Below are 19899 nucleotides of genomic sequence, written 5' to 3' on the forward strand. Positions count from 1 at the left end.
ACGACATTGGCCTTCCAGTCTACTTTTCCCTTCGAGACGTCCGCGGCGCGTGCGGACGCCTCGTCGCTGTTGCGGCTCTTGCCCGCTTACGAGGGGCACTGGGACGAGTTGCGCGACGCCTCGGGCGCCCTGCGCGAACCGTGGCGCCAATTCTTCGAGCGCCTCGGCGAAGACGGCGTGGCGCGTCTGGAAGACCATATCGCGTCGGTTGCACAGCAGATCCGCGATAACGACATCAGCTACAACGTCTATGCGGACAACGGCGAATCGCGGCCGTGGGCGCTCGACCTGTTGCCGTTTCTGGTTAGCGAAGACGAGTGGGCGGACATCGAGCGCGGCGTCATGCAGCGCGCGCAACTGCTCAACGCGATCGTCGCGGATATCTATGGGCCGCAAACGCTGCTGTCGCGCGGGCAATTGCCGCCTGCGCTGGTGTTCGGCCATCCCGGCTATCTGCGTTCCGTGAAGGGCTTCACACCGGCAGGCGGTCAGTTTCTGCAGGTAGTCGCAGTCGACCTTGCGCGTACCCCCGCCGGCGACTGGACCGTGATTGCGCATCGCACGGAAGCGCCGTCCGGCCTCGGCTATGCGCTCGAAAACCGGTTGATCGTCTCCTCGCTGTTCGCCGATCCGTTTCGCGCGATGCGCGTGAGCCGTCTTGCACCGACTTATTCGCAACTGATCGCGACGCTCGTGCAGTCGGCACAATCGACGATGCAGCACGACCACGCAGGCGCCGAAAGCTCGCCGCATATCGCATTGCTCACGCCGGGGCCGTTCAACGAAACGTATTTCGAGCACGTGTTTCTTGCGCGCTATCTCGGCGTTACGCTGGTAGAAGGCAAAGACCTCACCGTGCGTGACGACAAGCTCTATCTGAAGACGCTCGCCGGTTTGGAACGCGTGCACGTGGTCCTGCGCCGTCTGGACGACGCGTTCTGCGATCCCGTCGAGTTGCGGGCCGATTCGTCGATTGGCGTGCCCGGTTTGTTGCAGGTGATGCGCGCCGGTAATGTGATCGTGTCGAACGTGCCCGGCTCGGGCTTTGTCGAATCGCCGGCGTTGCACGGGTTCTTGCCGGGCATCGCCGACGTGCTGCTCGGCGAGGACCTCGTTTTGCCGAGCGTGCCGACCTGGTGGTGCGGAGAGAAAGCGGCGCGCGAGCATGCATTTGCGCGTATGGACGAAGCGTTCATCGTGCCGACATGGCCGGTTGCAGCGCGCGATGCGCCGCCCGGCGTCGAGCAGGGGCGGCAGAAGTTGTCCACGTGGCGCGCGCGTATCGAGGCGATGCCGGACGCCTACACGATCCAGCGGCCGCAGCGTTTTTCATGCACGCCGCGTTACGAGGCGGGCACCGTGGGCCGTCGCCCGTCGGTGCTACGCGTGTATGCGATCGCCGACTTCAACGGCGGCTGGCACGTCATGCCCGGCGGCTTCACGCGGATGGCCGCCGAGCGGCAAACAACCGTGTCGATGCAATACGGTGGCAGTAGCGTGGACACGTGGGTGCTGTCCAGTCAGCCGACTTCGACCTTTACGCTGCTGCCTTCGCCGATCCAGCCGGCCGACCTCGCGCGCAAACATCGCACCGTGTCGAGCCGCGCGGCGGAGAACCTCTTCTGGGCCGGACGGTATGGTGAACGTGCAGAAAATAACGTGCGCCTGCTGCGGCTGATTCTCGGTTCGCTGGAAGGCAATGACGCCGACGCAATGTTTCCAACGCTCGTGGAACTCGCGTTGCATTGCGGCCTCGTGCAATACGGCGATCTGTATTCGCCGACCTCGCCGCAGGCATTCGAGCGCGCGCTCGTTGCCAATCTGGGCGAGACGACCGGCGCGGCCAGCATCGGCCAGAACCTGAAGTCTCAGGCGCGCTCGAATGGCGAAGTGCGCGGGCGTCTGTCGAACGATCATTGGCGCACCATTCTGGCGGCACGCAACGATTTTCGCGACGCTCTGCAAATACTGATGCCGGCTCCCGCTGCGGCTTCCGATAGCGCGCCGTTCGGCGAGCGTCACGAACGCTACGACCGTTACGATCGCGTCACGCTGATGAACGCGCTGGAGCGTCTGTCGGTGCAGCTGTCGGCTATCAGCGGTGCGCAAGGCGACCGCATGACGCGCGATGAAGCGTGGCGATTGCTCTTCGTCGGCCGGCATATCGAGCGCGTGTCGGCCATGACGTCATTTCTTCGCGTCGTTGCCGACAAGGGGCAACTCGCCACGCCGGCGGGTTTCGATCTGCTGCTACAACTTTTCGACACCACGTTGACGTACCGCTCGCTTTATCCGGGCCGTTTCGAAGTGCCCGCGCTCCTCGATCTGCTGGTGGTCGAGCCGGATAATCCGCGCGCCATTTACGGCGTGTATGAGCGCTTGCGCAAGAAGCTCGATGAAATCGCGGTGGCGGCAGGCAGCATGCGGCACCGGCCGTTCGCGGAACTGATGGCGCCGGCCGCCTCGCTGGCGACGCTCGAATCGCTCTGCGAAGTCGATGAAGACGGTGTGCATGCCAATCTGATTGCCGTGTGCGACCAGATCAACGGCTTCGTCGGCGCGGCCGCGCATGAAATCAGCGCGCGCTATTTCAGTCACGCGAGTACGGTGGCGTCCCAGGTGTGGTCATGAAAAACGTGTCTACTGTGCTGTCCGTTTCGCATCGCACGACATACCGCTATTCCACGTATGTAGAGACAGCGCAGCATCTCGCGACGATCCGACCGATCGCATGTTCATGGCAGCGTGTGATTTCGCACAGCGAAAGCATCGAGCCGACGCCTTCCTACATGAACAGCCGCGTGGATACGTTCGGTAACGACGTGCTGTACTTCGCGCTCGACGCGCCGCACGAACGGCTGCAACTCATCAGCGAAACCACGGTGGCGCTCACGCCGCGCTGGACTCAGCTCGACCCCGAAGCAACGCCCCGATGGGAAGACGTGGCGGATGCGCTGCGTTTCCGTGCCACCGGCGAGTTCAGGCCCGAAGTCGAGTTCTGCTTCGCGTCGCCGAACATCGTGCCACGTCCTTCGCTGCGCGAATACGCGTTGCCGAGCTTTACACCGGGCATGCCGGTCGCGGCAGGCGCGATCGACCTGATGCATCGCATCCATGAGGACTTTGCCTACAGGCCTTCGTCGACGATGTTCGATACCCCGGCCGAGCGCGCGTTCGAACTGAAAAGCGGCGTCTGCCAGGATTTTGCGCAGGTGATGATCGGCTGTCTGCGCGCGCTAGGTTTGCCGGCGCGTTACGTGAGCGGCTATTTGCGCAATGATCCGCCGCCGGGTCAGCCGCGCCTGATCGGCGCGGACGCCTCGCATGCGTGGGTCTCCGTGTTTTGCCCCGGCAGCGGCTGGATCGATCTCGATCCAACCAACGACGTGCTCGCGGACATGGATCACGTGACGCTTGCCATCGGCCGCGATTACAGCGACGTATCGCTGCTGCGCGGGATGATTCTCGGCGGCGGCGCGCACCGCGTCGAAGTCGGTGTAACGGTGCTGCCGCTGTAGCCCCATTCATTTGCGCCCGACACAGGCGCTCTTCCGAGCACACCAACTTGTCAACCCGCCCGCTCCGGCAGTGGGCCGTCCATTCATAGCGGGTCGGGGAAAACCCTTGCGGTTCATTCCCAACGAGCGGGAATCCGATTTTTGAAATCTGAGAACCTTCTGGCATTCTGAATGCGTGTCGAATAGCGAGCAGGTACTGCGATCGTGAATGCGCAACAGGGGGTGACCGGAGCCGAACGGGTTCTGCTGGTGCTGGCCGCACTCGCAAGTCATGGCAAGGCGATGTCAGTCAAGGATCTGCTCGCCGTCACCGGACTGGCGCAGAGCACGTTGTACCGTCAGATTGCATTGCTCAAACGCTGGGGCTTCGTCGCCGAGAACGCGGGATATTACGCGCCGGGTCCAATCAGTCTGCAACTCGCGCTTGGTTTCGACGTGAATTCGCTGCTCGTGGAAGCGAGCCGCAGCGAAATGCAGCAACTCGCCCGGACGTCGCAGGAAAGCATTGGCCTCGTCGTCGCGGTCAAGCATCAGGTGATGTGTCTGGAGATGGTGGATAGTCAGCACTCTTTACGCTGCTCGTTCGAGAAAGGGCGCGCGGTGCCGCTAAAGGCGGGCGCGTCGGCGAAATCGCTGCTGGCATTCATGGCCGACAAGGCGCGCTCCGAGGTGCTCGATAGCGTGTTCGACCACGACCCGGCTGGCCGCGCCGCGATGGAAACCGAACTCGAACGCATTCGCGCGCAAGGCTATGCGGTGAGCGACAGCGAAGTGGATCCCGGCGTGTGGGGCGTCAGCGCGCCTATCTTTCATCGCGCGGGCCGCAGCGGCGGCAGTAGCGCGTCGATCACGCTGATGGCGCCCTCCACGCGCGCCGTGGGCCGCGAGACCCAACATATCGACGCGACGCTACGCACGGCACGCGCGATTTCCGAGCATATGCAAACCGACTGATCGCAACATGCTTTCCACGATCAATAAACGATATGGATTCCGAACAGACTTATTTGATCGCGCCAACCGCGCCAACCCTATCACCCCAACGACCGTAACAAGCCGAACCGACCACCCGGAGCCCACACCATGAAGTTACAACGACTGCTGTCCGTTGCCTGCGTCACCGTCGCCGTGACGCTCGGCGGATTTTCCGCCGCAGCCTCCGCGCAAAATGCCGACGTGCTGAACGTCGCGACCGACGCCACATTCCCGCCCATGGAGTTCACCGAAAACGGCGCGCGCACGGGATTCGACGTGGACATCATGAATGCGCTCGCGAAGGCCATGGGCAAACGCGTGCAATGGACCGATATCGACTTCAAGGGGCTGATTCCGGGGCTGATCGCACATCGCTTCGATGCGGCGATCTCCGGCATCTATATCACCGACGAACGCGCGAAAGTGGTCGATTTCACCGACTCGTATTACGCCGGCGGTCTCGTCGTGCTGGTGAAAAGCGATTCGCCCATCAAGTCGGTGACCGATCTGAACGGCAAGAAGGTCTCGGTTCAGGTGGGGACCAAGTCAGTGAATTTCCTGCGCGACAACTACCCGCAAATCAACCGCGTGGAAGTCGAAAAGAATCAGGAGATGTTCGACCTGGTCGGCATCGGCCGCGCGGATGCCGCGGTGACCGGCAAACCGGCTGCGTATCAACTCGTGAAAACGCGCGGCGGTTTCCGCGTGCTCGACAAACCGCTGACCACGGAAGCGTACGGCATTGCGGTGCGCAAGGACGAACCGCAACTGAAGGCTGCGTTCAACACTGCGCTCGCGAAGATCAAGGCCGACGGCACGTATGCAGCCATCGTAAAGAAATGGTTCGGCGCCACCGCGCAATAATGAACTGAGCGAAATCCATGGAACTCGATTTTTCGCCGGTGATTGCCGGTTTGCCCGACATCATGCACGGCGCGCTGGTGACGGTCGAGGTGACCGCGGCGTCGCTCGCGCTGAGTTGCGTGCTGGGCCTTCTGATTGGCATCGGCCGGCTCACCCCGCAGCGGCGCATCGTCTACGGTCTTTGCACGGCTTATCTGACGTTTTTTCGCGGCACGCCGCTGCTCGTGCAACTCTTCCTGTTGTTCTTCGGGCTGCCGCAGTTCGGCATTCTGCTGCCTGCGTTCGTGTGCGGCATGCTCGGCCTCGGTCTGTATTCCGCGGCGTATGTGTCGGAGATCGTGCGCGGGGCAATTCAGTCGGTGGATCGCGGGCAGATGGAAGCGGCGCGGTCGATCGGCATGTCGGCGGGACAGGCAATGCGCGCGATCATTCTGCCGCAGGCCGTGGTGCGGATGATCCCGCCGCTTGGCAACGAGTTCATCGCACTCATCAAGAACTCCGCGCTGGTCTCGCTGCTGACGATCGACGATTTGATGCATGAAGGGCAGAAGATCATTAGCGTGTCATACCGTTCGCTCGAAGTGTATCTGGCTATTGCACTGGTGTATCTGGTATTGACGCAGGCGACCAATTACGCGCTGCATCGTGTGGAGCGCCGTTTGCGTGCAGGAGGAATGGTGCAATGAATACCGTGAGCAAGCCGGAAGAACCGATCGTCAGCATCCGCGGACTGAAGAAATCGTTCGGTACGCATACCGTGCTGAACGGCATCGATTTCGATATTCAGCCGCAACAGGTCGTCGTGGTGATCGGACCCAGCGGCTCCGGCAAAAGTACCTTTTTGCGGTGCTGCAACGGACTGGAACAGGCCGAAGGCGGCACGATCGATATCTGTGGACACCGTCTCGTCGATCAGGGCACGATGCTCGGCGAACGATCGCTGAATACGCTGCGCACCGAAGTCGGCATGGTGTTCCAGTCGTTCAATCTGTTCCCGCATCTGTCGGTACTGCATAACATCACAATAGGTCCGCGGATGTTGCGTGGCGCGAGCAAGGCGCAAGCCGAGGCCGCCGGCATCGCGTTGCTGGAAAAGGTGGGGCTTGCGCACAAGGCGCATGTGATGCCGGCGAGTTTGTCCGGTGGACAGAAACAGCGCGTCGCGATTGCACGTGCACTGGCCATGCAGCCGCGCGTGATGCTGTTCGACGAGCCGACTTCCGCACTCGATCCCGAACTCGTCGGGGAAGTGTTGCAGGTGATGAAACTGCTCGCGAGCGAGGGCATGACGATGGTGGTCGTCACGCATGAAATGGGTTTTGCGAAAGAAGTGGCGGACGTGGTGGTGGTGATGGACGGCGGCGTGATCGTCGAAGCCGGGCCGCCATCCGACATTTTTTCGGCGCCTTCGCAACCGCGCACGCGGGCTTTTCTGCAGGCGGTGCTGTCGCGCGCATGAGAGTTCCATTCGATAACAAGCACTGGGTCGGCCGTTCCGACGAGGGCGAACCCGGCGACACGCGCCGTGTGTTCGACCAGGTCGTCGCGTTCGACGGCTCGTGTGGCCGGGAGCGTGTCGCAACGGGCAACGACATGCCAGTAATCATCGGCTTTGGCTGCGATGAGGGCGTGCGGCGCAATCAGGGGCGCACGGGTGCCGCGCATGCACCGAAAGAGTTGCGGCGCGCGCTGGCGGGCTTGCCGGCCAACGCGGCTATCGCGGCGCTCGCCGATGCGGGCGATGTGGTTTGCGACGACGGCGATCTGGAACGCGCTCAGACCCAGCTGGCTGCACTGGTCGCCGACGTGTTGGCCCATGGCGGCAGGCCTCTGGTTTTTGGCGGCGGCCACGAGGTGGCGTGGGGCACGTATGCCGGGTTTCGCCTTCATCAGGAGCGCGCGGTTGCTGATTTCTCCCGCGCATCGCGCAAGCTGCTCATCATCAACTTCGATGCCCACTTCGATCTGCGTCGCAAGCGTCCCGCAAATTCAGGCACTCCGTTCGATCAGATCGCTGACGATTGCCGCGAGAGCGGCGTGCCGTTCCATTACGTCTGCTTCGGCATCAGCGAGCTGGCCAATACCGCGTCGCTGTTCGCGCGTGCGCATGAACTCAACGTGCGAAGTGTGCTCGATGTCGACATGCAGGAGGCGCAGTTGCCCCATCTCTTGCGTGAACTTGGGCAATTGCTCGACACCGCGGATGACGTCTATCTGACGATCGATCTCGACGTGCTACCGGCCGCCACCGCACCGGGCGTCTCGGCGCCGGCCGCGCTCGGCGTGCCGTTATACGTAGTGGAAGCGATGGTGCGGCGAGTGCGCGCGTCGGGCAAGCTGCGTGTGGCGGATATTGCCGAGTACAACCCGTCGCTCGATCAGGACAAGCGGACGGCGCGAGCCGCGGCGAGACTGGCCTACCGGTTGCTGTGACAGGGTCAATCGAGAATCTCGCCGGGTTTTAGGAAAATTCCAGCGCTATTGCGGTGCGGTCGCATAGGCACGGCGAGCGGCGGTGTCGATAATTCGGTTCGGCAATTAACCAGCAGACGTTGTCTTCGCAAGGTGGCGTGGGCGAAGCGCTCACGCCGGTGCTTTGCCGCCGGCTCGTCCCTTTGGGTGTTTGAACGTCGCGCGCAGACTAAAGAATTTCGGTTGAAATGAGCTTCGGTAAGCCGAGGATATTCCGTCGGACACTAAATGGGTGGGGCCTGATTCCAGGCGTGATCGAAGCATGCGTGGCGCTGAGCGCGCAGGCCCAGACGCCCGCGCCCGGCGCAACTGCTCCAGCGGTCACGCAGGCGCTCATGCAGTTGCGTAGCGATTACCTCGGCAAACGCGACCTGCCGCCAGTCGGGCCGGCTGCCGTTGCCGTCCAGCAGCGGGGCGCGGCGGAGGCAATCGGCAAGGCGCCGCCTACAGTGCAGTCGTTCGAGGCGGGAACATCGCTTCCGGTTAGCGAGGAGCGTCAGTCGGTCAATGCGACTATCGCCACTATCGCCGCAAACGTGGCGACGGCTGATCAGACGGACGGCGCCGCGCGGTTGCAGCTGTATTCGAGCGTGGCGCGGGTGCATGCGCCGCCACGGCCGGCGGTTCTTCTATCGGATATGAAGCGGGAAAAAAACAACCGCCAGTAACGGCAACGAGACCGTATTGAGGCCGCGTTATTGCGGCCGCTTGTTGACCGAAAGCATCGAGCGAGTTTAAAGATTGGCCAAGCTATTCACCGTGGCGAGGCCATGTTTGTAGTTGATGTGTTAGTTAGTTGTATTTATTTTTATTTAAAAAGGTACTAAAAATGCAAAAGATCGATCGCAACGCGCTGGCTCAATCGAACATCGCTGGCGGCTGCTGCAAGTGCTGCTGCGCACCGGCATCGAAGCCGGTTACTTCCGCCGCAGCGACGCCCGCCAAGGCTGTCGTCAAGGCATAAGCGGCAACGCCGCAGCGCCATAACGACGGGTTGAAAGCCCGCCGTTGATTCCGCGAAGCCTTGTACCCCTAAAGTCGGGCTTCGCGTTCAGGTGACGCGAGCATCGCACAAGCAGCCCGCATCACTTTCGAAGGATCAGGCATGGGCTTATCCCGAGCGTTTCGCGCCGTTGCTTACGCGATCAGGCGCACCCGTGGCCGGATGTTTGGCGCTCTTATCGCCCGTGTGCCACTGCGCGCCATAGAACCGCTCGCTATTGTCATGTGGTGCGTGCGCAGTCTGTACGACGCGAAGACGCGCTCGAGCGGTCTGGAGCGGCGGGAAGTGGGGCGTGAAGTATTAAAGCTCGGCGAGCTTCGCAACTGGAGCGTGCTGCCCGGCAGAACGCTCGAACACTTGTTGGACCAACGCCTCCACTTTGGCCGGCAGCGCGACCGCGCGGAAGCACTGCCTGATCTCCAGCGCGCCGCAAGCGTGCTTGCGCGAACCATCAACGAGATGAGGGCCGACACACCGGGGCGGCCGGTCGTCGTTTCACCGTTTCATTATGTATCTCAGTACGCGAACATTAGTGTGGTCGATGAATTACGCAAGCAACTGGGGCTTGCATCGATCGGCGTGGTGTCGGGTGTGCCGCGGGATATCTATGGCAGCGACGAGGCACTGATTCCGAATATCGAGATTTTGCATACCTACAGCGAGACGAACCGCACCGGCCTTGGGCTGCGCGCCGCGCGCTCGCTTAGGCGTCATGGCGTCGTCGTGCTTTTTGCCGATGCGCCGCCCTTCGCGCTGAGTGGATATCCGATGGAGACGGTCGGCGTGTCTATTTTCGGGCGGCCAGCGCGCATTCACAACGGCGTGTTTCGGATGGGCGCGCCGCTCGATGCGGTCATGCTGCCGTTCTATCTGCGCTTTGAAAACGGGCGCTTCAGCGCAGTGGTTCTTGATCCGATTGAACTGGCGGCGAGCAACGCGCCGCAACGCGTTGCAGCCTGCATCGAGCACGCGCTGATGGACAACTATGCGCGCTCATTGATCGCCGGACATCCGTCCATGTACGCGTTTTCACCAAGCCGCTGACCACGGGAACGCGGACACACAGCCGACGCAAAAATGGACGTTGCAGGACCGCATCACTAAAACGAACGACGCCGCAAGAGAGTCATGGAACCCACCAGCATTCCGCAGTTCAGGGACGTTTCCTGGCGATGGATCACTTACGCCGCATCGACGATCGTCGTCGTCGCGATTGGATTTGGATTTTTTCACGAGGTCGAGCTCAAGCAGGACGTGCAATGCGAAATCGTCTCGCCGGCCGAAGTAAAAATAGGGGGCTTCACGGGCCTCGTGACTTCGGTGTACGTGCATCCTTCGGAACATGTTGCTGCCGGAGCAAGGTTGTTCAGCGTGCAGCGTGACTTATCGCTAGCAAGCGACGGCCGCCCGCGCCGCGCATTCGACCTGCAAATGCGCGACGAACAGCTACGCGCAGCAGACGAGCAGTACGTGCAACGCAATGCGCAGCTGAAAGCCCAGCGCGATGCTTCGGTTTTGACCTGGTCGTCCCGCAAGGCGGAACTCGCGGCGCTCGACGAGCAGATCGCGCAGAATCGCCAGCTCGTCAGCGAGTCAGAGCGCAAGCTGGCGCGCCTGAATTCGGTGTCCGACTACGTGACTGCCGACCGTATCGAACAGGCCAGCGCCGACGCGCATCAGGTCAAGGTTTCCGTCGCGCAAAGTGTTGCGCGCCGCGAGCAGCTGCTCGGCGAAATGTCCACACTCAATGGCGGTCAGCGCGATCTCGACGCGCAACTGAAGGAGAACGACGCGCGGCATGAGCAAACCATCCAGGACATTCAGATGCGCTTCGAACAGGCGCGTCAGGACGCGACGATTTCCGCGCCCCACGCGGGCGTCGTGACGTTCTCGAACCTGGTGCCAGGCCGCACGCTGGATGCTTCCGACGTCGCGCTCGTCATCGCAACCGGCGATCGAGGCGCGCTGCGCGCGGCGTTGCGTATCCCGTCACGCCGGCGCGGTTTTGTCGAAAAAGGCCAGATCGTCAGATTGAAATTCGACGCATTCCCTTACGCGAAATTCGGCACGTATGAAGCGCGTATCGATGCGATATCCGACACGACGCTGCAATCGACCATGTCGCCGCGCGCCCCATCCCCAATGTCCGCAGGCAAGAGTGGCGGCGACGGCGACTACATGGCGTGGGCAACATTGAGAGGCAGGACGTTCCAGTACGGCCAGCAGCGATTCGACATTCTGCCGGGAATGCGCGCGACGGCAAGTATCGTGGTCGAACGGCGCACCATTGCCGAATGGGTGCTGGCGCCGCTCTTCCGCATGATCAGAGGCTAATCAGAGGTCCACAGTGCGAGTGATTTACCAGAACGAAGTCGCCGAATGCGGCTATGCGTGCCTCGCGATGGTGCTCACGCATCTGGGGCGAGCGACCGACGTGCGCGAACTGTCGGCGTTCAGGCCGATCTCGTCGAACGGTCTTTCGCTCATGGACCTGTACGACATCGCAACCGACTTCGGACTTGCCGTGCAGGCTTACCGGTTCGATACCGCCGACCTCTCTTCCATGAAACGCGGCTCGATCCTTCACTTCGGCGGCGCGCATTTCGTCGTGTTTGAAAAGAGCGGCCTCGGGTATGTGCAGGTGATCGATCCCGCGACCGGCCGGCGGCGCGTTTCGATGGATACGTTCATGGCGAGTGTGTCCGGCTACCTGCTGGAATGCTCCGCGACGCCGTCCATGCCGCGTATTCGCTCGAAATCGCCGGTGCCCGGTGCGTTGGCCCGCGTGCGCGCGCTGAACCCCGCGCTGCGTGGGCAATTGGCGAAAGTCATGTTCGTCGCGCTCGGGAGTCAGTTTGCCATTCTCGCCATGCCGTATCTCGGCAATCTGGTGCTCGACTACGTGATCTCGGCAGACAACATCAATCTGTTGAACGTGCTCGTGCTGACGTTTGCGGGCATCTTCGCAGTGGGCGCGCTTAGCCAGTACGTGGAGACGCGCCTCGTGGAATTGCTGCACCAGCTCACACAGATCAACATGACCGAAGGTGTGCTCGGCCACCTGCTGCGCAACCCGATCTCGTGGTTCGAGAAGCGCCACGTTGGCGACGTCTTCGCACGCGTCAAAGCGCAGGACGAGATCAGCGTGCAGGCAACACGAACTTTCACGTCGATGTGCATCGATATCGCAGTCGGCGTTCTCGCGTTCGCGCTCATGCTGGTGCAAAGCCCGAAGCTGACCGCCGTTGCCGCCGGCATGTTCATCGTGTACCTCGCCGTCGCGCTCGGCATGTTTTCGCAAATGCGCGACAACCATGCGCTGGTGCTCGAAACGTCGGCGCGTTGCGACGACGCGCTGATCGAAACCATTCGCGCGGCCGGTCTCATCAAACTTGCTCAAGGCGAGACGAGGCGCACCGCCAGCTTCATGACACGCTACAAGGAATACGTCGCTGCGTTGCTCAAGGGTAACCGGTTGAGCAGCGCCCGCGACGGTATTCTCAAGGCCGTGCAGTATGCGGATACGATTGCGATCACCTGGTTCGCCGCGCGGCTGATGCTGGGAGGCGCCGTATCGGTGGGCGTTTTCTATTCCTTCCTGATCTATAAGTCATTGATGTCCGAGCGCCTCGCCAACGCCGTGAATGGTGCATTCGCCTATTTCATGCTCAGCGTGCCGGTGGCGCGTGTAGCGGACATCGTGGAGTGTGAGCCGGAGCGTTATACGCCGTCGTCCGACTGTAATCGCGCAACCGAGTTGCGCGCGTTCGAACGTATCGAAATGCGAGGGGTGACTTTCCGCTATGGCGTGTCCGATCGGCCTGTGCTGGAAAACGTGAGTCTTGACATTCGCCATGGTGACAAGATCGCGATCACCGGGCCGTCCGGCGCGGGCAAATCGACTTTGTTCAAGCTGCTATCCGGGTCCGAGCCCTTGCAGGAAGGACGCATTTTGCTGAACGGCATCGAATGGCCGAATCTGTTCGTCGACGAAATCCGTCGGCACGCTGCGCACATGCGCCAGGGCGACCTGATTCTGCACGGTTCGATTGCCGATAACGTGACATTGTTCTCGGCAAGCGTCGACGAAGAGCGGGTCAATGCGCTACTCGACGAAGTTGGCTTGCTACAGGACGTCATGCGTCTGCCGATGCGCACGCGAACCGTCATCAGCGATACGATCGCAAACATTTCGGCGGGGCAGCGTCAGCGATTACTACTGGCACGCGCGCTGTATCAGGGGCGCAGCGTGCTGATGCTCGACGAACCGACATCGAATCTCGATCCAGCTTCCGTGCAGCACATTGCAGCACTGTTGCAGCGGCTGACCTGTACGGTGGTGGTGATTACCCACGACCGCTCGCTCGCCAGTACGTTCGGCATTCGCTATCGTCTGGCGGACGGGGCGCTCGTGCGCGAGACGCCAGGCGCAGTTCAAGCGTGGTGTGAGACGGGCCATGTCTAAGTCCCGCCTGGCAATGGGCATGATCGGCCTCGCTTGCGCGTTGGCCAACCCCGCGCATGCGGCGGATCTCGTAAGCGTCGTGCAGCAGGCGCTGGGCCGCGACTCGAATCTCGCGCAGGCTCGCGCCGGCTACGCGGCCGCGCAGCAGGCCGTGCCGGAGGCTCGTGCAGGCCTGCTGCCGCAGATTTCGGCCGGTTGGGGGCGTGCGTATAACCGCATCGACACGGACGGCTTTCCGGGCACACATTATTGGCAATCGGGCTGGACGGTCAACATCGCCCAGCCGCTGTTCGACTGGACAAAGTGGACCGCGTACAAGCAGGCGGATTATGTCGAGGCACATGGCGCGGTCGAGTTGAATGCCGCGCAGCAGGCCGCGATCCTTCAGGCGGTGCGCGTCTACTTCGACGCACTGGCGGCCGAAGACGAACTCACGCGCGTGAACGAATATGCAGCGGCGGTGGACCAGCACGCACAGTGGCTCGATCGCGCGAAAGCGGCGGGCGAAGCAACCGTCATCGATATACGCGATGTGGAGACCGAACGCGAGCAGGTCGCGCTGCAACAGATGGATGCGGAAAACCGCCTGCTTGCCAAACGTCGTGCCTGGGAGCAGACAACCGGTGTGCCATTCGAGACCCTTGCGCGTTTGCCGGACAGCTTGCGGATGCCGCCTCTCGTCCCCGCAGATGTCGAGGTGTGGGCGAGCCAGGCCAAGAGCCATGCGTTTGACGTGCAGTTGAAACAGCTCGACTGGCAGATCGCAAAGATGGACGTCAGCAAGGCGCAGTCCGCGCATTGGCCTTCCGCCTATTTGACCGGCAGCTATACGCCGGCAGGCGCGGCCTCGGGTTACTCGCGTCCCACCACGACGACCACTGGCATGCTGTCGATTTCAATCCCTCTTTACTCCGGCGGCGAGACGCAGGCGAAAGTGCAGGCCTCCGAGGCGCTCGAAGACAAGGCGCAGCAGGGACTCTCTGGCGCCATGCGCGGCGCGGAAGCTTCGGCGCGCGACGACTACAGCCGCTATCAATACGGTCGCGCCCGTGTCGAGCGGCTGACCCGTCTGGTGGAGTTGTCGCGTGAAACGCTGGCGGCGACGCGTGTCGGATTCCGCGTGGGGGAGCGCACGGCCAACGATGTCATCCGAGCGATCGACACGCTCTATTCGCTACAGCGCGATCTCCTCGCCGCCCGTTACGACGCGATCATCGCGTTGATGCAACTCAAAGGCGACACGGCCGCGCTGAGCCTGACCGACGTGGTTCAGATCAACGACGTGCTGGTGCACTGAGGTCCTGACGCCGACGTGCCCGTCGCGCGGTGCTGGCTAGCTGGCTGCATCAGCTTACAAACTGTCGTCGTCCGGAAAAGGAGCGCAAAGCACAAATTAACTTGACTCTGTGCGTATGCACATATAGACTCTGTTTCATGACCCGCCCCATCTCTTACGACGAATGCAACTGTTTCGCGCTGCGCCAGGCGGCCCGGCACGTCACGCAGATTTACGAGCGCCATTTGGGCTCGGTAGGTCTCACCGCTGCGCAGTTCACCATTCTGGCCAAGCTGGCGCGCACGCCGAACCTGGCCATGGTGGACCTCGCAGAGGCGATGGTGATGGAGCGCACTACGCTGGTCCGCGCGATGAAGCCATTGCAGCGCGACGGCCTCGTGGTGGCCGAGTCGGCCGAAAATGACGGGCGCACGTTCCTGTTCAGTCTGACTGACAAAGGCGAAAAGACGTTCGACGAAGCAGCGACCGCCTGGCGGGCCGCGCAGGAAGAGTTCGAACAGCAATTCGGTCACGCCCGCGCCAAGGCGCTGCGCTCGGAGCTGTTCAATATCACGGGTTGATCGAGGTGCACGCGTCGCACGAACGGTCGTTGCGCACGCGTGTCAATGTGCATATGCACTTATGAACCAGGAAGCGCACAAAATGGATGTGCAATTCGACGACGACTGTTTTGCGATTCGCCAGGCCGCACGGTTTGTATCGCAGCTATACGATCGGCACCTTGCGAACGTCGGACTTACCATCACACAGTTTTCGTTGCTGTCCCGCTTGAGACGGTGCGGACCGATGACGATGCGGCAACTCACCGAAGCCATGCGCATGCAGCGTACTTCGCTGGTGCGCACGATTCAGCCGCTGCGCCGCAACGGCCTCGTGTCGAGCGAGTCGCTTGGTGCGGACGCAAGGGCGCTATCGATCTCGATCACGGATGAAGGCGAAGCGCGCCTGAGCGAAGGGCGAAAGCACTGGCACGCAGCGCAAGCGGAATTCGAGCACAAGTTCGGCGAACGGCGTGCAGCAGCCCTGCGCGGAGAACTATTCGCCATGACACGTGATTCGGTCTGATCTCAGACCCAAGACCGGAGTTCGACCGGCGCGTTCACAGTGCCGTTTTTTTTAACGTAACCAGTGCATACGCACATACCGACACCATGTCCACTACACCCTCGACCGTCGCGCCGCCGAGCGCGGCGAACTCTGCGAAAGCGGCCCGGCGCATCCCGTGGATGCTGCTCGCAATCATGACGGTAGTCGCGGTGCTGGCGTTGGCCGCGACGTACTGGTTCTTCGTCGGCCGCTTTGTCGAATCGACGGATGACGCCTATGTGGGCGGCGATGTCACGGTGATGGCGCCGAAGGTGAATGGCTTCGTAACGGATGTGCTCGTGCATGACAACCAGTTCGTGCACGCGAATCAGGTGCTGATCCGGCTGGATGCACGCGACTATGATGCGCGACTTGCGCAAGCTACTGCCGAAGTGGAAAGCGCGCAGGCGGCGGTAACCGAGCTGGAGGCGAGGAAATCGCTTCAGCTTGCGACGATCAACGAGCAGGCCGCCGAGGTGCGTGCGTCCGGCGCCGAACTGACTCGCAGTGCGGCCGACCAGACACGTTACCGCGAACTGGTGAAAGACGAGGCGGTGTCGAACCAGGTCGTCGAGAAAGCCGACGCGGATCTGATCAAGGCACGTGCCGCCGTCGATCGCAGCGGCGCGGCGCTGATCGCTGCGCAGCGACAGATCTCGGTGCTCGACGCGCAGATCGGCGATGCGAAGGCGCGTATCGCCACCGCGCAGGCCGCCCAACGCGTTGCGGCGTTGAACGTGGAATACACGACGATCCGCTCGCCGATCGACGGCTATGTGGGAAATCGCACGGCGCGTGTCGGTCTGCTCGCTAATGTCGGCGTGTCGCTGCTTACGGTCGTGCCCGCGAGCGGACTCTGGATCGACGCAAACTTCAAGGAAGACCAGTTGAAGAAGATGCGCGTGGGCGATAGCGTCGACGTGAATCTCGACGCTTCGAGCAAACAGATGCATGGCGTGGTGGAAAGTCTTGCGCCCGCAACCGGCGCAACCTTCAGCGTGTTGCCCGCGGAAAACGCCACGGGCAACTTTACCAAGATCGTGCAGCGCGTACCGGTGCGCGTGCATCTCGATGTGCCAAAGGACATGCAACGCGTGTTGCGTCCGGGCCTCTCGGCAACAGTCAAAGTGCATCTCGGCAGCGATAACGCGCCAGCACGCGGATAAGGGCCGATCATGACGACACAGGTTCTCGCCAATCCGGCCGACTTGCCGACGCGAACCAAGGTTCTCGCGTTCACGCTGATGTGCGTCGGCTTCTTCATGGCAACACTCGATATCCAGATCGTCGCGTCGTCGCTCAAGGATATTGGAGGGGGTCTCTCCGCAAGCCAGGATGAACTGTCGTGGGTCCAGACGTCCTATCTGATTGCCGAAATCCTGGTGATTCCCATGTCCGGCTGGCTCACCCGCGTATTTTCCACGCGCTGGGTGTTTGCGTTTTCGGCGCTCGGCTTTACGGTGACAAGCATGTTGTGCGGTCTCGCATGGGACATCAACTCGATGATCCTGTTCCGCGGACTGCAGGGCGCGCTCGGCGCCGCGATGATCCCAACGGTATTCACCACGGCTTTCGTGCTGTTCCCCGGCAAACAACGTTTGATCGCATCCACCACCATTAGCGCGCTCGCCACGCTGGCCCCGACCGTGGGCCCGGTGATTGGTGGCTGGATCACGTCGCAATGGTCGTGGCATTGGCTGTTCTATCTGAACCTCGTCCCCGGCGTAGTGGTCACGCTGATGGTGCCGAAATACGTGCACTTCGACAAAGCCGATGTGTCGCTGCTGAAATCGGGTGATTACATCGGGATTCTGTTGATGTCGGGCTTTCTCGGCTGCCTCGAATACGTGCTCGAAGAAGGGCCGCGCAAAAACTGGTTCGGCGACGACGTGATTCTGACGTGCACATGGATCACGGCCATTTGCGGTTTCCTGTTTCTCGTGCATGCATTTACCGCGAAGCAACCGATCGTCGATTTGCGCGCGCTGGCGATCCGCAATTTCGGCATTGGCAGCCTGCTGTCGTTCATTACGGGCATCGGCATTTTCTGCGCGGTGTTTCTTACGCCAGTGTTTTTGTCCCGCGTGCGTGGCTTCGATTCCTTGCAGATCGGCGTGGCGTTGTTATCGGTCGGGTGTTTTCAACTTGCGGCGATGGTGGCTTATTCGATCGTTGCGCGCTTTATCGACATGCGGATTCTGCTGGTTTTCGGGCTGCTGCTGTTCGGGGTTGGCTGTTACCTGTATGTGCCGCTGACGAGTCAATGGGGCTGGCAGCAGCTGTTGATTCCGCAGGCATTGCGCGGCATCGGCCAGCAGTTCTGTATTCCGCCGATCGTCACGATGGCGCTGGGTTCATTGCCCATGTCGAGGCTTCGCTCCGCAAGTGGCCTGTTCAATCTGATGCGAAATCTCGGCGGCGCCATCGGTATTGCCGTGAGCAGCACGATGCTCAATGACCGGCTGAATCTGCATTACGAACGTCTGGATGAGCATCTGAACGTGGGACGGCCTGTTGTCGATTCGATTCTGCAGCAGCAAAGCGCCCATTTCGCGGCAGTAGGCGGCGGCATGCTGAACGCGGCCAACGCGGGCATTGGCGAATTGCATGCGCTGCTGATGCGCGAAGCGCTCGTGCTCACGTTCTCCGATACGTTTTTTGCGCTGTCGCTCTGTTTTCTGGTCGGCCTGCTTAGCGTGCTGTTCTCGCGTCCGTTCGGCAACACCGCGCCGCCGCCGGATGCGCATTGAGGAATTGAACATGAAACCCCTGATACTCAAAGTACTGGCCGGCGCAGCGTGGCTGACGCTCGCCGCGTGTGCGGTGCAGCCGGAGACGCATGCAAATCTGCCGCAGACAGTCAGGACGGTCGCGCCGTCAGCGTGGAGCGTGGATGCGCCACAAGACAGCGTCAGCGCCGATGCGTGGTGGGCGCAATTCGGCGACCCGGTGATGCATCAACTCGTCGAATCGGTTTTGACCGGCAATCTCGACGTGCAGGCAGCCGTTGAGCGGGTGAAGCAGGCGCAGGATCTGGCGACGCAAAACCGCGCGGCGCTGCTGCCCGAACTGGACGCCAGCGCCACCGCGTCCGATTCCCGGCAGAACATCCCGCCGCCGCTCGGGTATGTGCGTCAGGCGGGCGTGGGTTTGACCGCAAGCTGGACGCCGGACGTGTTCGGCGGCGAACGCCTCGCGGTTCTCGCTGCGCAGGCGCAGGTGTCGGGGCGTCAGGCAGCGTTGAACCAGGTGCGGCTCGCATTCGCAGCGAATACGGCGGCGGCGTACATCGATCTGCGCTGGGCGCAGGCGCAGTTGCAGATTCTGAGTGACAACGAGCAGATCCGCGCGCGGGCGCTGAAGCTCACGCAGCAGCGGTTGCATTACGGACTGTCGACACAGCTCGACGTGGCGCGCGCACAGAACCAGTTGCAGGACTTGCAGGCGCAGATTCCGCGCATGCAGTCGATCGTTCAGCATCAATTGAGTCTGATTGCCGTGTACTCGGGGCGCACGCCGGAAAGCGTGGATAGCCTGCTGCTCGCCAACGTGCGCGAGATTCCGGTTCCCGCGCAGAGCGTGCCGCAAACGATGCCCTCGGACGCGCTCCTGCAGCGGCCCGACGTGCGTACCGCTTACGCGACGGTCGAGCAGCGCGCGGCCGAAGTCGGCGTTTCCAGAGCGCAGCGTTATCCGCAGTTCCGCATCAATCTTGCCGATGGTCTGCTCGCCTCGTCGTATCTCGGTTTGCCGACGCTTACCGACAATCTCTTCAGCGCCGCTCTGAATGCAACGAGTCCGATCTTCAACGCGGGCCGCATCACTGCGAATATCGACGCGAGCGAGAGCCGCATGCGCGAATCGCAGCTCGGTTTGCAACAGACCCTGTTGCAGGCGCTCAAGGAAATCGAGGACAACCGCAGCGACCTGATAAGCGGCGCCACCCAGGTGCAACGTCTGGGCGGCGCGCTGGATGCATCCGGTCACGCGCTGCGACTGTCAACAGAGCTTTATAAAGGCGGTGCGTCGAGTTTTCTCGACGTTCTGGCCGCGCAGGAGGCCTATCTGCTTGACTCGGAATCGCTGAATCAGGCGAGGCGCGAACACGCGCTCGCGGCGGTCGCGTTGTACCGGTCGCTCGGTGGCGGCTGGGACGTGCCCGGCACAGTCACGGCCGTATCGTCGGCTAACTGAAGCGCGGCCGCAGACAGGCAAGCGA

Annotated in this window: 17 protein-coding genes; all 17 read left to right on the forward strand. The window is 61.9% G+C overall.

What is annotated here, in order from left to right; all coding sequences use genetic code 11:
• Window positions 1-6: 6 nt before the first annotated feature.
• Window positions 7-2631, forward strand: coding sequence for a circularly permuted type 2 ATP-grasp protein (locus AAGS40_RS17045; protein WP_345815958.1), 2625 nt, complete (start codon window positions 7-9; stop codon window positions 2629-2631).
• Complete coding sequence (locus tag AAGS40_RS17050; protein ID WP_345815959.1) at window positions 2628-3518, forward strand: transglutaminase family protein; 891 nt, start codon at window positions 2628-2630, stop codon at window positions 3516-3518. The genes AAGS40_RS17045 and AAGS40_RS17050 overlap by 4 nt, the downstream gene beginning before the upstream one ends.
• 204 nt (window positions 3519-3722) lie before the next feature.
• Entirely contained in the window at window positions 3723-4472 is a 750-nt protein-coding gene (locus tag AAGS40_RS17055) for an IclR family transcriptional regulator (RefSeq protein WP_345815960.1), read from the forward strand.
• Window positions 4473-4601: 129 nt separating this feature from the next.
• Window positions 4602-5357 (forward strand): transporter substrate-binding domain-containing protein, encoded by a 756-nt coding sequence (locus tag AAGS40_RS17060; protein ID WP_345815961.1) that lies wholly within the window; start codon window positions 4602-4604, stop codon window positions 5355-5357.
• 17 nt (window positions 5358-5374) lie between these two features.
• A complete protein-coding gene (locus tag AAGS40_RS17065) occupies window positions 5375-6043 on the forward strand; it encodes an amino acid ABC transporter permease (protein WP_345815962.1) in 669 nt (222 codons plus the stop codon).
• Window positions 6040-6816: an amino acid ABC transporter ATP-binding protein gene (locus AAGS40_RS17070; protein WP_345815963.1), complete on the forward strand. Its 777-nt coding sequence runs from the start codon at window positions 6040-6042 to the stop codon at window positions 6814-6816. Before AAGS40_RS17065 ends, AAGS40_RS17070 begins: the two co-directional genes overlap by 4 nt.
• A complete protein-coding gene (hutG, locus tag AAGS40_RS17075) occupies window positions 6813-7790 on the forward strand; it encodes a formimidoylglutamase (RefSeq protein WP_345815964.1) in 978 nt (325 codons plus the stop codon). Before AAGS40_RS17070 ends, hutG begins: the two co-directional genes overlap by 4 nt.
• A gap of 227 nt (window positions 7791-8017) precedes the next feature.
• Window positions 8018-8497 carry a hypothetical protein gene (locus tag AAGS40_RS17080; RefSeq protein WP_345815965.1) on the forward strand — a complete coding sequence of 160 codons (480 nt, stop codon included), beginning with the start codon at window positions 8018-8020 and terminating at the stop codon, window positions 8495-8497.
• Between the two features lie 437 nt (window positions 8498-8934).
• On the forward strand, window positions 8935-9876 hold the full coding sequence (locus AAGS40_RS17085; RefSeq protein ID WP_345815966.1) for a hypothetical protein: 942 nt from the start codon (window positions 8935-8937) through the stop codon (window positions 9874-9876).
• Between the two features lie 84 nt (window positions 9877-9960).
• Window positions 9961-11166, forward strand: coding sequence for an HlyD family efflux transporter periplasmic adaptor subunit (locus tag AAGS40_RS17090; protein WP_345815967.1), 1206 nt, complete (start codon window positions 9961-9963; stop codon window positions 11164-11166).
• Window positions 11167-11179: 13 nt separating this feature from the next.
• On the forward strand, window positions 11180-13297 hold the full coding sequence (locus tag AAGS40_RS17095) for a peptidase domain-containing ABC transporter (protein ID WP_345815968.1): 2118 nt from the start codon (window positions 11180-11182) through the stop codon (window positions 13295-13297).
• Window positions 13290-14594, forward strand: coding sequence for a TolC family outer membrane protein (locus AAGS40_RS17100; RefSeq protein WP_345815969.1), 1305 nt, complete (start codon window positions 13290-13292; stop codon window positions 14592-14594). The genes AAGS40_RS17095 and AAGS40_RS17100 overlap by 8 nt, the downstream gene beginning before the upstream one ends.
• 137 nt (window positions 14595-14731) lie before the next feature.
• Window positions 14732-15154: a MarR family transcriptional regulator gene (locus tag AAGS40_RS17105; protein WP_345815970.1), complete on the forward strand. Its 423-nt coding sequence runs from the start codon at window positions 14732-14734 to the stop codon at window positions 15152-15154.
• Window positions 15155-15236: 82 nt separating this feature from the next.
• Entirely contained in the window at window positions 15237-15659 is a 423-nt protein-coding gene (locus AAGS40_RS17110; protein WP_345815971.1) for a MarR family winged helix-turn-helix transcriptional regulator, read from the forward strand.
• A gap of 86 nt (window positions 15660-15745) precedes the next feature.
• The gene (locus AAGS40_RS17115) at window positions 15746-16846 is read left to right on the forward strand and encodes an HlyD family secretion protein (RefSeq protein ID WP_345815972.1); all 1101 of its coding nucleotides are present in this window, start codon (window positions 15746-15748) and stop codon (window positions 16844-16846) included.
• Window positions 16847-16855: 9 nt separating this feature from the next.
• Window positions 16856-18430 carry a DHA2 family efflux MFS transporter permease subunit gene (locus AAGS40_RS17120; RefSeq protein ID WP_345815973.1) on the forward strand — a complete coding sequence of 525 codons (1575 nt, stop codon included), beginning with the start codon at window positions 16856-16858 and terminating at the stop codon, window positions 18428-18430.
• Between the two features lie 10 nt (window positions 18431-18440).
• Window positions 18441-19874, forward strand: coding sequence for an efflux transporter outer membrane subunit (locus AAGS40_RS17125; protein ID WP_345815974.1), 1434 nt, complete (start codon window positions 18441-18443; stop codon window positions 19872-19874).
• Window positions 19875-19899 lie beyond the last annotated feature (25 nt).

Origin of the sequence: Paraburkholderia sp. PREW-6R, from assembly GCF_039621805.1 — a bacterium.
Lineage (GTDB): Bacteria > Pseudomonadota > Gammaproteobacteria > Burkholderiales > Burkholderiaceae > Paraburkholderia.